11 protein-coding genes and 1 pseudogene are annotated in these 14,087 nt (G+C 37.1%); 6 read left to right on the forward strand and 6 right to left on the reverse strand.

All coding sequences use genetic code 11. The features are described from left to right. Positions 1 to 763: 763 nt before the first annotated feature. The 3 genes from MT391_RS07200 to MT391_RS07210 form a co-directional block, all read right to left on the reverse strand. Positions 764 to 2,233, reverse strand: a complete 1,470-nt coding sequence (locus MT391_RS07200; RefSeq protein WP_166368548.1) for a tripartite tricarboxylate transporter permease — start codon at positions 2,231 to 2,233, stop codon at positions 764 to 766. An 8-nt stretch (positions 2,234 to 2,241) separates the two neighbouring features. After that, positions 2,242 to 2,688 (reverse strand): tripartite tricarboxylate transporter TctB family protein, encoded by a 447-nt coding sequence (locus tag MT391_RS07205; protein ID WP_166368550.1) that lies wholly within the window; start codon positions 2,686 to 2,688, stop codon positions 2,242 to 2,244. 80 nt (positions 2,689 to 2,768) lie between these two features. Beyond that, a complete protein-coding gene (locus MT391_RS07210) occupies positions 2,769 to 3,704 on the reverse strand; it encodes a tripartite tricarboxylate transporter substrate binding protein (protein WP_166368552.1) in 936 nt (311 codons plus the stop codon). A gap of 572 nt (positions 3,705 to 4,276) precedes the next feature. On the opposite strand from MT391_RS07210, the gene MT391_RS07215 reads away from it, so the two are divergent. Beyond that, entirely contained in the window at positions 4,277 to 5,002 is a 726-nt protein-coding gene (locus MT391_RS07215; protein ID WP_499497333.1) for an IclR family transcriptional regulator, read from the forward strand. Between the two features lie 323 nt (positions 5,003 to 5,325). On the opposite strand, the gene MT391_RS07220 is transcribed toward MT391_RS07215, so the two are convergent. Genes MT391_RS07220 through MT391_RS07230 form a run of 3 tightly spaced genes read right to left on the reverse strand, consistent with a single transcriptional unit; the run spans position 5,326 to position 8,077 of the window. Further along, complete coding sequence (locus MT391_RS07220) at positions 5,326 to 5,964, reverse strand: 2-dehydro-3-deoxy-6-phosphogalactonate aldolase (protein ID WP_499497334.1); 639 nt, start codon at positions 5,962 to 5,964, stop codon at positions 5,326 to 5,328. Further along, on the reverse strand, positions 5,951 to 6,892 hold the full coding sequence (locus MT391_RS07225; RefSeq protein ID WP_499497335.1) for a 2-dehydro-3-deoxygalactonokinase: 942 nt from the start codon (positions 6,890 to 6,892) through the stop codon (positions 5,951 to 5,953). Before MT391_RS07225 ends, MT391_RS07220 begins: the two co-directional genes overlap by 14 nt. A 39-nt stretch (positions 6,893 to 6,931) precedes the next feature. Continuing rightward, positions 6,932 to 8,077, reverse strand: coding sequence for a mandelate racemase/muconate lactonizing enzyme family protein (locus MT391_RS07230; protein ID WP_499497336.1), 1,146 nt, complete (start codon positions 8,075 to 8,077; stop codon positions 6,932 to 6,934). 326 nt (positions 8,078 to 8,403) lie between these two features. Between MT391_RS07230 and MT391_RS07235 the strand changes: the two are divergent. From MT391_RS07235 to dgoD, 5 genes and pseudogenes are all read left to right on the forward strand, one after another. Next, positions 8,404 to 8,954: pseudogene (locus MT391_RS07235) on the forward strand (aldehyde dehydrogenase family protein). Between the two features lie 391 nt (positions 8,955 to 9,345). Continuing rightward, a complete protein-coding gene (locus tag MT391_RS07240; protein ID WP_499497337.1) occupies positions 9,346 to 10,362 on the forward strand; it encodes a TRAP transporter substrate-binding protein in 1,017 nt (338 codons plus the stop codon). A gap of 61 nt (positions 10,363 to 10,423) precedes the next feature. Next, positions 10,424 to 10,987: a TRAP transporter small permease subunit gene (locus tag MT391_RS07245; RefSeq protein ID WP_499497338.1), complete on the forward strand. Its 564-nt coding sequence runs from the start codon at positions 10,424 to 10,426 to the stop codon at positions 10,985 to 10,987. Next, the gene (locus tag MT391_RS07250; protein ID WP_499497339.1) at positions 10,980 to 12,302 is read left to right on the forward strand and encodes a TRAP transporter large permease; all 1,323 of its coding nucleotides are present in this window, start codon (positions 10,980 to 10,982) and stop codon (positions 12,300 to 12,302) included. The genes MT391_RS07245 and MT391_RS07250 overlap by 8 nt, the downstream gene beginning before the upstream one ends. 451 nt (positions 12,303 to 12,753) lie before the next feature. Next, positions 12,754 to 13,902 (forward strand): galactonate dehydratase, encoded by a 1,149-nt coding sequence (gene dgoD / locus MT391_RS07255; RefSeq protein ID WP_499497340.1) that lies wholly within the window; start codon positions 12,754 to 12,756, stop codon positions 13,900 to 13,902. The last annotated feature ends 185 nt before the right edge of the window (positions 13,903 to 14,087 follow it).

A 14,087-nucleotide genomic window follows, 5' to 3' on the forward strand; every position in this document is an offset into this window, starting at 1 on the left:
GTTACTACTTAAAAAAGGAGCTGTTAATACCAGTTCCTTTTTTTATGCGGCCATCAAAATAATGCAATGTAGTAGTATTTTCACCTCTACCAATGATAATTAACTAACCTCAATTCTGCTTAATGGAAGTGGAATTATATTGAAATCATAAGATTATATTTTGGGGCTATACCGTTCTGTTAGTTTTGCGTAGTTCAAGGCGAGTTATTACTTGAATTCAACAAGCAATAACTGGTTATTGAGAGGTAATTTAACGAAGAAATAAGCGGAAATAAGAGTGTTGTATCGCTTTGCTTATACAGAACTGAAGTTAACTAGATGACTAAAAATTAAGAAGGGGTTAAGGAGGTAAGACCTGATAAGTAAAATGGCTAAAAACGACTACTACAGCTACTACCACTGAACCGAAACTGAAACGGCTAATTTAAACCAGTAGTGCCTCGACCGTTAACAAACGGACTTATAACAGGACACTACGGTCTTTTTTACTAACTAGCCAGCCACAATATATGGGCTAGCGATACTTACCTATTAATCATCAAGATGCATATGCTATCGCCAACACCACACTCAAACGAGGTATACCTGCAATGACCTTACGGGCAGCTAACTACGATAACCTTCTTATTTTACAAATAAAGATTATCGAATTAACACCTCATAGAGCAAGTCATGGAGTAAACACCTTTGCGTTTGTAATACACCTTTGCTCTTGTAATAAATGATGAATGGCATTTTATTGCCTGTTTTTTAACAATTTCTATTATCTGCTTTTTAATAATTTCTTTTGTAGCATAGGTAAAAACAAAGATACGATTATTAATATAAAGAATACCCAACAAATACCAGTAGAAAGGAAAGTACCATAATCCCCTCGCCCCATTAATAGTGCCCTTCTAAAATTACTTTCAGCCATAGGTCCAAGAATCAGTCCTAATATAATAGGTGATGAGGACATTTCTATTTTTTGGAAGAAGTACCCAAGAATGCCAAAAAATAACATAACAATCACATCGAATATATTGTTAGCTAAAGCATATGAACCGACAAAACATAAAAGAAAAATGGTAGGAACCAATATTGACTTTGGAACCGATAAAACCTTGGTAAATAACCGAACGCTGTTTAAACCTAATACCAACATACAAACATTAGCAATCAATAAACCTATAAAAATCGCATATACAATTGGGCCATCGTTTTGAAATAATAAAGGACCAGGCTGTAAACCTTGCACTGTCAGCGCACCTATCATAATAGCAGCAACCGCATCGCCGGGAACACCTAGCGTTAACATTGGTATAAGCGCCCCACCTGTCACACCATTATTGGCAGCTTCAGGTGCTGAAATCGCTTCAGGCAACCCTGTACCAAATTTTTCAGGATGTTTAGACATACTTTTTGCTTGGCCATAGGCGATAAACGAAGCGATATCAGCCCCCACACCAGGAATACTACCAATAAAGGTGCCTAATGAACCAAAAGCAAAACTATTTTTAATAATCACTCCCCAATCTGAACGCTCAGGGAACACTTTTGTGACTTTTCTAGTCGGCGCGGTCTTCTTAAAGATATCTTCGACGCCAACAAAGGCTTGGCTCATTGCAAAAAGACCAATCATGACTGGAATAAAATTTATGCCGCTAAAAAGATTCATATTATTAAAGGTGAAACGTAACGTGCCTGTAATATCATCAATTCCTATCGTCGCAATAAGTATCCCAAACGCGCCACTTATCAAACCTAATAGCATTGATTTCCCTGATATGCTCGAGATAACACACAATCCAAACACTGCAAGCATAAAGAATTCAGGCGCACTAAACCTTAGTGCAAATTTAGCTAGTAATGGTGAAATTAGAATCAGGAAAATACAGCTTATAGTGCCACCTAAAAACGAACTGGTAGTCGAAATACCTAGGGCACGCCCAGCCTCTCCCCTGGATGCCATTTTATAACCATCAAGTGCTGTTGCAGCAGAGGCAGGCGTTCCTGGAGTATTAAGTAAAATTGCTGATATAGAACCACCGTATACAGCACCAACATACACGCCAATTAATAATAAAATACTATGTGTTGCATCCATTCCGAAGGTTAAGGGTAAAACTAAAGCAACCCCCATTGTGGTCGTCAGGCCGGGAAGGCATCCAATGCACATTCCTCCTGCGACACCTAATACGATATATAATAAAACAGAGGGTTGTAATACCAAATTTAATGCTTCAGCTAACATATCAACTCCTAAAAAAGCACACCAAATCTAAATGGCACTTTTAAAACATAGTGGAAAACACAATAAATAACTGCGGTGATAGCAAAGGAAGAAATAACTCTGAAATACCATTTATAACTACTAAACCATGTAATAAAGCCATATAACATTACGAAGGTTGATACTGCGAACCCAATAAAAGTCATCGCTATCAAATATATAACTAAAGAGATCATTGATAGATAAACTCTAACTTGCTCTTTCCCAGCGATACCTAGTGGTTTTTTATCCTTATCATTAAAAGATTTAATAGCGACGGTGATTGCAGAGAACAGCATAATTAAAGATATTAATATTGGCCAAGTTCCAGGACCAGGAACACCTTTTCTTGAAGCGGGTAGTTCAAGGGCGAACGCAATAATGAATAGTGATAAAGTGATAAAAACACCTGCTAATACCAATTTTCCTTTTCTCATATAATTCTCACTTAAATCTTTTATGAAGCATTACAACAGAACAAGTGATAAGTCTGCTGTAATGCTTTGTTATTTTAAAATTATAAAGTTGAAATTAGGTTTTTATAAAAATCATCTTCTCTTTTTAATTTCTTAGCGAAACCTTCAGAGTCAATGATTTCAATATCATTGTTAGTATTTTTCATGAATTTAATAAAAGTATCTGTTTCAGCTGCTTTTAAGATTGATTTAGTTAAAAAATCTACAGTTGCTGTTGGCGTACCCACTGGTACTGCATAACCTCTCCATGTACCAATCACCACATCGTAACCAAGTTCAGTTGCAGTAGGCACATTAGGGGCATCAGCTAATCTGTTTGGCGCTAATACTGCTAACGTTCTTAATGCACCTGCTTTTACTTGAGATGCAACTTCTGCATAAGAAACAGAAACAGCATCTAAATGATGACCAAGTAGTGAGGTAACTGCAGCAGAAGAGCCTTTAAATGGTACATGCGTAAATTCAACACCGGCAGATTGCTCCATCCCTGCACCAGCTAGGTGCCAGATAGAACCAGTTCCTGAATTACCAAAAAGTAAATTGTTCGATTTAGCATCTTTTAATAGGTCATCTAACGTTTTGTATGGAGAGTCAGAAGGGACTGTAATTGCAGCATAACCTGAGTTAACAATTGCCAAAGGAATGAACTGTTTATAATCAATATCGCCACCATTTCCAGTATGTGGAAGCATCACTAACTCTGGTGCAACCATAGTAATAATGCTCCCGTTTGCTTTCGAATGCATACCATATGACATACCAACTGAACCTGCGCCACCAGTTCTATTTTCTACCGCTATTCCATCAGGGAACTCAGGTTTTAAAGCTTCAGCTAATGCTCGACTTACACTATCTGAGCCACCACCAGCAGAGTACGGGACAATAATTTTTACAGGCCCATCAGGGTAAACATCTTTAGCAGATGCACCAATGGTAACTAATGATAATAACAATAAAGACAGTAATGATTTTTTCATGTTAATTCCTTTTTTGATTAATACTTTTATTACTAAATGATAAAAAGCCATTTTAAAATTAAAGTAAGCTTTTGAATTTAAAGTAATATACAGTTTTAGGGTTAAAGGTTTTAAACTAAAAACCTATTTTTTCACAGGAGAAATATTAGCCTATGACAAGGTTAGGAACTACATAATAAAGCCCAGAAAGGGAAATATCCCACCATCTGGTATCTTCTATTTTGTGTGATCTTGGAAGGAGTAATTTTTATGATATTGTGCAAAATTAATACAAATATGTTTAAAGTATTAGAAATATTAAGATTAAAGCATCTAAAGTTATCTTAAAGTTTTTTATTAGATCGCAGCTCAAATGTCGACCTGGTATCGATTAAAAATAATGGATTTTTATAAACTTATTTATGTAGAGAATATTTGCGGCAACACAGATCTAATTTCTTAAAAAGGATACAATTTTTGATCAAAATCCCACTATATAGAACTTTATATCTCGTATATAGAACTTTAATCATACTCACATTTTTTTATACAAATTAGTGTAATTATCGTTCCTAATAAAAAGGGACCCAGCAATGACTACTAATGCTAGAAATCAATCACTTAATAAAGCTATCTTAGTTGTTGATGCCGTAGCTGACGGTCATCGTCACCTTAAAGGTATTTGCGACCATCTAAATTTACCAAAATCTACTGTGCACCGAATTCTATATGGGCTCATTGAAGCTCGATATATTCGAGATGTGAAAGGGATCGGTTTAGTACTTGGCACTAAAATGATTCAATTAGGTAATCGAGCACAAAGAGATATGCCATTAAAAGAGATTGCACACGGTTACCTTTGCGAGTTAGCAGAATTAACTAATGACACCGTGCACTTGGGGATCAAAGATCGAGACGAGATTTTTTATCTAGATAAGGTACCGGGAAACCGCGCCATTCAACTTCGTTCACAAATAGGTGATCGACTTCCGCTAGCAGGTACAGGTGTTGGTAAAGCCTTGATGATAGATATGCCAAAGATGGAGTGGAAACGCTTAATTGACAAAGAAAAGCACTTAGATACAGAGCTAATGATTACGAGAATGGAAAAATATGCAAAACATGATTACACATTTGATTTAGAAGACAATGAAGAGCTTGTTCGTTGTGTCGCGGTTCCTATCCGTAATAAATATGGCAACATTATAGCAGCCATTTCAGTCACCAGTATTAAGCCTTATATGTCTGATGCCAGAATGATTGAGTTAATTGATACGATTACTATCTATAGCAAAAAAATATCTGAAAAACTAAATTAGCGTGAATAAAGTGAAAATCACAAAGGAGCATTAATTTTAAAGAGTAAGGCAACTCTCCTATCGAGAACCTCAAGTATTATTAATAAACAAGCACTCATTTAGCAGCTGACATTTTAATTTTTTATAAGTCACACAGAGAAGCAATTTAAGTAAAGAAGATGAAATAAGAGGATTAATTAGATGACAAAGAGACGCTACTAAAAATTAAAAAGACACATTAATTTAAAATATAAGATATTGTTTATTAATTAAAAATAAATTTTATAGGCTAGGTAAACTAGCCTATAAATAGTTCAATTAAAATAAACTATTTGATTCTTTTTTTAATTAAGACTTTCATTATAAGCAGCAACAAATGCTTTGGCATTATTACGAATTTCATCATCACTCATGGACGGAGAATATAAAGCAGATCCTAAACCAAAGCCTAATGCACCCAGATCTAAATAAGGTTTCATACTTTCTATGGTTGAATTGATACCACCAACAGGCATACAAATTGTCTTCGGTGGAAGTACCGATTTTAATGCTTTAAACCCATCTAAACCCAACGCGGAAACTGGGAAAATCTTTATACCAGTTGCGCCAGCAGCCAAAGCGGAGAAAGCTTCTGAAGGTGTAACAATGCCAGGGAATACTGCGCAGCCTGCTGCTGCAGATAAATGGACAACTTCTTGATTAAAATTAGGTGTTACCACTAAGTTGGCACCCGTCGCAATCACTTGTTTCGCCTGTTCGCCGGTTGTCACTGTACCTGCACCGACTAAATATTTATCTCCAAATTTTTCAACTAACTTCTTAATGCTCTCAAGCGCATTTGGGCTATTTAATGGTACCTCTATCATAGTGAAACCTTCACTAATTAGGATTTCCGTCACGCGTATTACTGCATCTGATTCTACCCCTCTAATAATTGCAATAAGAGGTAAATGGTCTTCTAACTTAAACTTATTTTTTAACATTATTAATCACCTTCTTTAGTTCTACCATGCCCCTAATGAAACAATTATCACCATTAACATAAGTATTTTTTATACCAAACTCTGAACAAGCAAGTTGGTAAGAACGGCATAGATTTTCACTCCCAACCAAATAAAGATGCTCATCCGTTTTATTCATCGTATTTTTTAATGCGCTTAACTCTTTGCCTATTAACATGCCTGACAAATACTCTAATACCTGATCATCAGACAGGTTATTAAAGAGTCGATGGGTTCTAACCAAAAATAATGCATTACTTAGCAGCCCTGATTGCCCTTCATTAAGCCCGCGAATGAATGCTTTCCCAAGATCATGAGACTGAGGTAGTTCAGATAAACCACGACCTAAAATCGAATGCTGGGACAATATAGAGTAGAGTTCACCTGTCATATAAGTTGAAAATGAGCTTAATTTCCCATTTTTTATAATCGCATGTTTACTATGAGTGCCTGGTAATATTGATAAAAAAGAAGAAGATTCAAGCAAATAAGAAAGGCCAATTAATTGGATTTCTTCACCACGCATAACATCATATTGATCACCGTTCGATTGATGGCTAACCCCGGGAAAAATAACAGCCGACGCCCCCCACGGTAATAAAAATTGATAAGCAGTTGAAGCAAGGTTAATTAAGTCAACGGGCGTTGCTTGATAACTTACATCATGCCATCCTTGTTTAGAACCAACCATACCCGCCATGAAAATAGGCAAATGTTTAAACTCCGCTAACCACCCTGATAATATTTCCTCCAGTTGCTTTGCAAACTCTCCCTCTTTAACTTGCAGTAGACCTAATTTTTCTTCTTTTTTATCAACAACGTTATTGTTTGCATCCATAGCGAATACTCTAAAATTAGTTGTTCCCCAGTCTATGATCAACCAACTTATTTCTCGTTTGTTTAAATTCATTTCAGACCCTTTAATTAAAGTGAAAATAATTTTATTAACTTAATTCTCCTTATATTTGTCTATGATTTCTCTATTCACTTCGACACCAATACCCGGTAATTTAGATATCTGCACTTTGCCATCTTTTAGCTTGATCCCATCAAAAATAAGATCCGTTCTAAATGGGTGAGACGATTGATCAAATTCAAGCATTGGTTCAAGGGGATTAAGAGATAATGGCGTGGCAGGAATGGAAGCAATAAATTGTAAAGATGCGGCGATACCAATACCAGACCCCCAAACATGAGGAATCATCATGGTATTGTGCGCTTGAGCCATTGCAGCAATTTTTTTACATTCTGTAATACCACCTGAAGAACATAAATCTGGCTGAACAATGTCTAGTGCGCTAGCAGCAAACCAAGGACGATAACCAGTTTTACCAAAAATTTGCTCACCTGCGGCAATATAAGTTTTAGATAAGTTTTTTATCTGTGCATAACCTTGCAGATCTTCAGGTGCTAGTAGCTCTTCGAGAAAGTAAGGATTAAACTCTTCCGTTTCTTTTATAATTCGACGTGCAGCACTAACATTATAAGCACCATTCGCATCGGCCATAATCTTAATATCATTACCAACAGATTCGCGAATTGCTTTAATGAACTTGATATCTTGTTCAACACCAAAGCCAATTTTTAACTTAAACGCAGAAAAACCTTTATCTACATATTGCGCAGCTTCTTCTATAGAAGCTTCTGGATATTTAGCGTTAGCAATACGATAAAACCCCGTTGCATAGGGTGTAACTTCGGTTCTAAATGCACCACCAATAAGAGCATGAATAGGTTTATTTACTGTCTTACCCATAATATCCCATAGTGCAATATCAACACCACTCATCGCATTGACTGCAGCGCCACCTTGGCCATATGGACGGGTGTGGTTATACATTTCTTCCCACAACACCTCGACGTCAAAGGGATTTCTATTCAATAATATTTTTTTAAATATATGACTAATAAATGCAGCAGCAATATGTGGGGACTGTAGTCCATGACATAGAGATTCCCCCCAGCCAGTTACACCTTCGTCGGTAACAATTTCAATAATAAGTGAGCTTCGTTCATGTACCCATCCTTGTGAGAAATAGAAAGGTTGATCAAGAGGCACTGATATAGCGTGAGGAATAACATCTATGATTTTCATTTCATACTCTTCCAATTGATAAATTTATTGTTGGCTTATTATGTAAGTCAATATTATGGAGAGATGATAGTGAAAATATTGAGATCTAACTACCAATAAACCATCGTAAGAATACATTCCCACATGATGGAACAAATCAGTTTTTTGTTAATGAGTTGGTATCAATTTTAATATTCCATCATATGGGAGAAAACAAAAACCAAATAGGAAAAATGACTTCATTGGCTTATGCTAGAACGCTAAAGATTATCTACTGATGCAGTCCTATAACACTTGACCACTGCAGTTTATTACAAGAGGATTTGAATATTATGAAATATCAAAAAATGTATATTGATGGTGTTACTGTGGTATCGCCACAACAAATTGAAATTGTGAATCCCGCGACAGAAAATGTGATTACGAAGATATATAGCGCAGATAAAGAATATGCTCAAAAAGCATTAGATGCAGTAAAGAAAGCACCAAAGCCTTGGGCGAATACACCGATATCAGAGCGTGTAGCATGGAGAGAAAACTACAACATGCAGTCATAGAAAATGAAGAACTATTACGCCAGAGTGTACATGAAGAAACAGGAAAGACATGGGCCGGTACTGAAGAAGACTATCAATCATTAGTGGATAGTTTAGGATTTTATTCCGAAGAGATTCAACGCCACGGTGTTACCCAAATTCCAGATATAGCAGGAACTCATAAACATACACTAAGTATTAAGCCTGTAGGTGTTGTAGCTTATTTATCATGGGGTTTTCCATTATTAAATCTTGGATTTAAGTTAGGTCCTGCAATGGCAACAGGCTGCCCGATTATATTAAAACCTTCATTAAAATCTCCCTTGTCAGCATATGCTTTAGGCTATATTGTGAACGAATAGGTCTCCCTTCTGGCATTGTTGTAATAGATAGCACTGTATTAATGCCGGATCGCTTCATAAGTAACAACAACTCCCCCAGCATCAAGCAATGCTTCAATATCACGAAAGCTAATGTAAAACGATGATAAAGCCAAACTGTATGGCTGATTATTTGGGTAGGATAACGATAACCTGCATAGGTATTTTAGTTTTTCATCAGCAGATTATCGCATAATTGATAGAGCGGCAGTTAAGTTGACAGTGCCCACATTCCCATAAAAGTTCCACATTACGGCATTATGATATAAGACCTAGCAACCATTACTAGTATCACAAATTTTGCTGCTTACTTTTAATATACTACGCTGGTTCAACACACTATATGAAATAACAATTTAACAAGGAATGATAAATGATAAATATTAATAAGGCATTATTAGCCGGTGTGATTGCCGGTATTTTTTCAACTTCTGCTCTAGCAGCAGATTTTGTATTTAAAGTTCAATCTTCAGACCCTTCAGGGGAAAAAAGCTTTCAAGTCCAACAAGCCTGGGCAGAACGTGTTGGTGTAATGTCAGATGGAAGAATTGATATTAAATTATTACCTGTAGGCAGTGTTGTTAAGCATACTGAAACACTAGGTGCTATAAAAATGGGCGTGCTGGACGGGCAATTCACATCAACTAGTTATTTTTCAGGTCAAGATCCGGCATTTGGTTTACTGGGGAATACGGTTGGTGCTTGGTCTGATACGACGCAATTGTTACAATACATGAATTACGGTGGCGGTAATGAGTTGATGACTGAGTTATATGCCCCATATGGTGTAAAATTTGTTGGTGCATCAACAACAGGTGTTGAGTCATTTGTTTCATCAGTACCAATTGATGGTGTTGCTGATTTAAAAGGACTTAAATTACGTGCGCCTGAAGGGCTTGTACAACAAGTATTTGCCGCCGCTGGTGCAGCACCAGTAAATTTACCTGGTTCAGAAGTATTTACTGGCCTGAGCAAAGGCGTTATTGATGCTGCCGATTACACGGTATTTTCAATTAACCAAAAAAATGGTTTAAACGATATCGCACCACATCCAGTACAACCAGGATTTCATTCTTTACCATTAATCGACTTTTCAGTAAGCCAAAAGAAATGGGATAAATTACCTGCGAACTTACAACAAATTTTAATTACTTCGGTACGTGATTTATCTTACGATCTTACGACTCAACTAAAAATGGCGGATCAAGCTGCACTTAAAGTTGCTCAAGCGAATCCAGATATCACCATTCATAACTGGTCTGCTGAAGAACGTAAAAAATTCCGAGCCATTGCACAAACTCAATGGGAAGTATTTGCTAAGCGTTCTCCAAATGCTCAAAAAGCTTACTTATCAATAACTAAGTTCTTATCTGAAAACGGACTACTGTAATTCACCCTCTCGTAATCCTAATCAAGGGTCGCTGTACCCTTGATTAATCTGGAAATTCGTTATGTCTACTAAACAATCAGAAAAGCAGAATCAAGTACCTGAAGATGAACAACCGCGCAATCTTTTGGATGCGGTGATCATTAAAATAGGAAATACTTTGAGTCTGCTATTTATTTTCACTGTGTTGATCTCTTTTTATGAAGTGGTTATGCGTTATGTATTTAATTCTCCAACCATTTGGGTTCACGAAACCGCATCATTTATTGGTGGCTCATTGTTCGTAGTTGGCGGCTTATATGCGTTTGCATCTAATAAGCATGTACGAGTCGTTCTGATCTATGATGTTGTTACTCAACGTACTCGTCATTTCCTTAACCTCGTGCATAACATCGTTGGTATTACGTTCTCTGGTTTTATGACATATGGGGCTTATACATTAGCCGAAAGTGCTTGGTTTTCACCCTTTGGTGAATTACGTTTAAATACCTCCGGCAGTGCTTGGAACCCTCCCTTTCCTGCACTTCTAAAGGCGATTATTTTATTCTCTTTTTGTATTCTTACTATTCAATTTATCTTGCATTTGATTGCAGAAATCAAAGAGCTAAGGAAGCATAATAATGTTTGATTTATCTGCTATCGGTATAGGCTATGGTAGCCTATTGATGTTATTTTTGATGATTGCTTTGTTACTGACTGGTATGCAGTTAGCGTTTGTAACGGGTTTTGTAGCTTTATTTTTTACCCTAGGTTGGTTTGGCATTGATGCATTACCCCTCGTTAGTAGTCGTTTATATAGTTTTGTTGATGGTTATATATTTCTAGCTGTGCCCATGTTTGTTTTAATGGCTGCATTATTAGATAGGTCGGGTATTGCTCATGATTTATTTGAAGCAATGAAAATTTTCGGTAAACGAGTACGTGGCGGTGTCGCGGTTCAAACTCTACTTGTTGCTATTGTTTTAGCTTCTATGTCAGGTGTTATCGGTGGAGAGACTGTTCTCTTAGGTATTCTTGCTTTACCGCAAATGCTCCGCTTAGGCTACAATCGTAAGTTGGCTATTGGAGTAACTTGTGCCGGTGGTGCACTAGGGACTATGTTACCACCCAGTATTGTATTGATTATTTATGGATTAACGGCCAGTGTATCTATTGGTGATTTATTTAAGGCCTCGTTCTTACCTGCTTTTATCCTTGCCATCTTCTATATTCTTTATGTGTTGATACGTTGTAAGTTGAACCCTTCCCTTGCTCCGGTTCCAACGGCTGAAGAGTTAGCCGAAGATGCCAAAAATCAGCCCAATTTTTTCAAAGCGCTACTTTTTCCTTTGCTATCAGTAGCAGTGGTTCTTGGTAGTATTTATTCGGGCATTGCATCGGTAACTGAAGCGTCTGCATTAGGTGTAGTTGGTATCATGATCAGCACCTGGATTCGTAAAGAATTGAATTTTGCAATGCTTAAGGATGCTGCAATCGCAACCATGAAAACCTGTGGCATGATCATGTGGATCGGTATCGGAGCAAGTGCATTGGTCGGTGTATACAATCTGATGGGCGGTATTGATTTTGTTGAAATCACAATATTGTCACTCAGTGGTGGTGATGCAATGACTACATTACTAATTATGATGCTGGTATTATTCGTCTTGGGCATGTTCCTCGATTGGGTTGGTGTTGCGTTATTAACAATGCCTATTTTTGTCCCCATCATTATCGGGCTGGGTATGGATCCAGTTTGGTTTGGTGTGGTTTTCTGTCTTAATATGCAGGTTTCATTTCTTTCTCCTCCTTTTGGACCCGCAGCATTCTACTTAAAGTCCGTTGCACCAAAAGATATCAGCTTAGGGGAAATATTTAGTTCATTGGTTCCATTCATTGGATTACAAATACTCACCCTTGGGTTAGTTATTGTCTTCCCGGTGTTAGCGCTATGGTGGCAATGATGAAAGTAAATTAAATGAACCGATAGTATCAGTGGTTATTTATAATCAATGATACAAAAAGTATAACGGCTCTACTGAAAGTTGAGCCTATAAATATTATTGCGGGATGGATCTCGCATACTTAAATAAATATATGAATGCTTGAACTTATCTAAAAATAATGTCCATCCGATAATTAGCAACCTAGTAGAACGAAACACAAGAAAAGTTAAGGGAATTGGACTCAATTGAATGACGCGCGTTTGCTTATTTTAGTGAAAGTTAAAATGCAATAAAACTATTTAAAGCTGGAATAATTACACCTCTTCTTTTCAAAGCTAGGTGAGTAATATTTCATATATATCTGAAACTAATTCCAGGGTAAGTAGCATTAAATTAGATAAACAGTCAGAAAACAAACTTATTACAAACTTATTACAAACTTATTACAAACTTATTTTAGAGGCTTTAAATGAAAATTATCGGTTTTGAGACATATACAGTGGCACCTCGTTGGGGTTTTTTGAAAATTATAACAGATGTTGGTCTTGTTGGCTGGGGTGAGCCTTGTTTAGAAGGGCGTACGCATACTGTTCACGCATGTGTTGAAGAGATGATGGAATACCTCATAGGAAAAGATCCCCGTGATATCGAGATGCATTGGAATTATTTATACCGTTCCACTTTCTATCGTGGAGGGCCAATTATGATGAGTGCCTTAGCGGGTATTGACCAAGCACTTTGGGATATTAAAGGGAAGGCTCTTGATGTGCCTGTTTATCAACTCCTTGGAGGGAAATGCCGTGAAAAAATTCGTACTTATTCATGGATTGGTGGCGATAGACCCGATGATGTTGTGCGCATGGCTAAAGAGAAGCAAAAAGAAGGTTTTACTGCCATTAAAATGAATGGCACCGATGAGTTAAACTTCCTCGATAAGCACAGTAAAGTTGATGCATTACTAGACCGAGTTCAATCGATTAGAGATGCAGTAGGCAAAGACTTCGGCATTGCTGTTGATTTTCATGGTCGAGTGCATAAAGCAATGGCTAAAGTTTTAATGAAAGAACTTGAACCAATGAATTTGATGTTTGTTGAAGAGCCCGTTCTTGCTGAACATTTTGATGCTATACATGAAATAGCTCAATATGGAGCGATTCCAATTGCCACGGGAGAGCGTATGTTTTCACGTTGGGAGTTTAAGCACTTATTACAAAGGGGCGGAGTCGATATCATTCAGCCCGATGTGAGTCATTGTGGTGGTATAACCGAAATGAAAAAGATTGCTTCAATGGCAGAAGCTTATGATGTTGCACTTGCTCCTCACTGTCCTTTAGGTGCAATAGCACTCGCCTCTTCCGTTCACATCGACAGTAGTTGTCAAAATGCCATTATTCAAGAGCAGAGCATTGGTATCCATTATAACAAAGGTAATGACGTACTTGATTATATTAACAACAAAGAAGTGTTTAATTTCGAAGCAGGTTTCTGTTTAAATCTTGAGGGGCCTGGGCTGGGCATTGATATAAATGACGCCTTTATGCAGGAGCAAAACAAAGCAGAAATAAAGTGGCGTAACCCGCACTGGAAAAATGAAGATGGATCTTTTGCAGAATGGTGATTTTCAATCATGAACTAACTTAAAGCTGAGGGATCCCCACAAAAAATCACAAGCTACCTAACCGTATTACTAGGTTGGGTAGCTCATGTAGAACCCAAATATTGATTTGTGGCGGGTATATACGTTTTTATTTAATTAAAACTTTCAACGTATAACAGCCCCATACTTAAAGTAAAACAGTCTCA

Source organism: Vibrio sp. 1-Bac 57 (assembly GCF_037546855.1).
Classification (GTDB): Bacteria; Pseudomonadota; Gammaproteobacteria; order Enterobacterales; family Psychromonadaceae; genus Psychromonas.

Bases quoted from the DNA above. Each gene is read 5' to 3' on its own strand.
- MT391_RS07200 (WP_166368548.1), bottom strand. From the start codon at position 2,233: ATGTTAGCTGAAGCATTAAATTTGGTATTACAACCCTCTGTTTTATTA.
- MT391_RS07205 (WP_166368550.1), bottom strand. From the start codon at position 2,688: ATGAGAAAAGGAAAATTGGTATTAGCAGGTGTTTTTATCACTTTATCA.
- MT391_RS07210 (WP_166368552.1), bottom strand. From the start codon at position 3,704: ATGAAAAAATCATTACTGTCTTTATTGTTATTATCATTAGTTACCATT.
- MT391_RS07215 (WP_499497333.1), top strand. From the start codon at position 4,277: ATGACTACTAATGCTAGAAATCAATCACTTAATAAAGCTATCTTAGTT.
- MT391_RS07220 (WP_499497334.1), bottom strand. From the start codon at position 5,964: ATGTTAAAAAATAAGTTTAAGTTAGAAGACCATTTACCTCTTATTGCA.
- MT391_RS07225 (WP_499497335.1), bottom strand. From the start codon at position 6,892: ATGAATTTAAACAAACGAGAAATAAGTTGGTTGATCATAGACTGGGGA.
- MT391_RS07230 (WP_499497336.1), bottom strand. From the start codon at position 8,077: ATGAAAATCATAGATGTTATTCCTCACGCTATATCAGTGCCTCTTGAT.
- MT391_RS07240 (WP_499497337.1), top strand. From the start codon at position 9,346: ATGATAAATATTAATAAGGCATTATTAGCCGGTGTGATTGCCGGTATT.
- MT391_RS07245 (WP_499497338.1), top strand. From the start codon at position 10,424: ATGTCTACTAAACAATCAGAAAAGCAGAATCAAGTACCTGAAGATGAA.
- MT391_RS07250 (WP_499497339.1), top strand. From the start codon at position 10,980: ATGTTTGATTTATCTGCTATCGGTATAGGCTATGGTAGCCTATTGATG.
- dgoD (WP_499497340.1), top strand. From the start codon at position 12,754: ATGAAAATTATCGGTTTTGAGACATATACAGTGGCACCTCGTTGGGGT.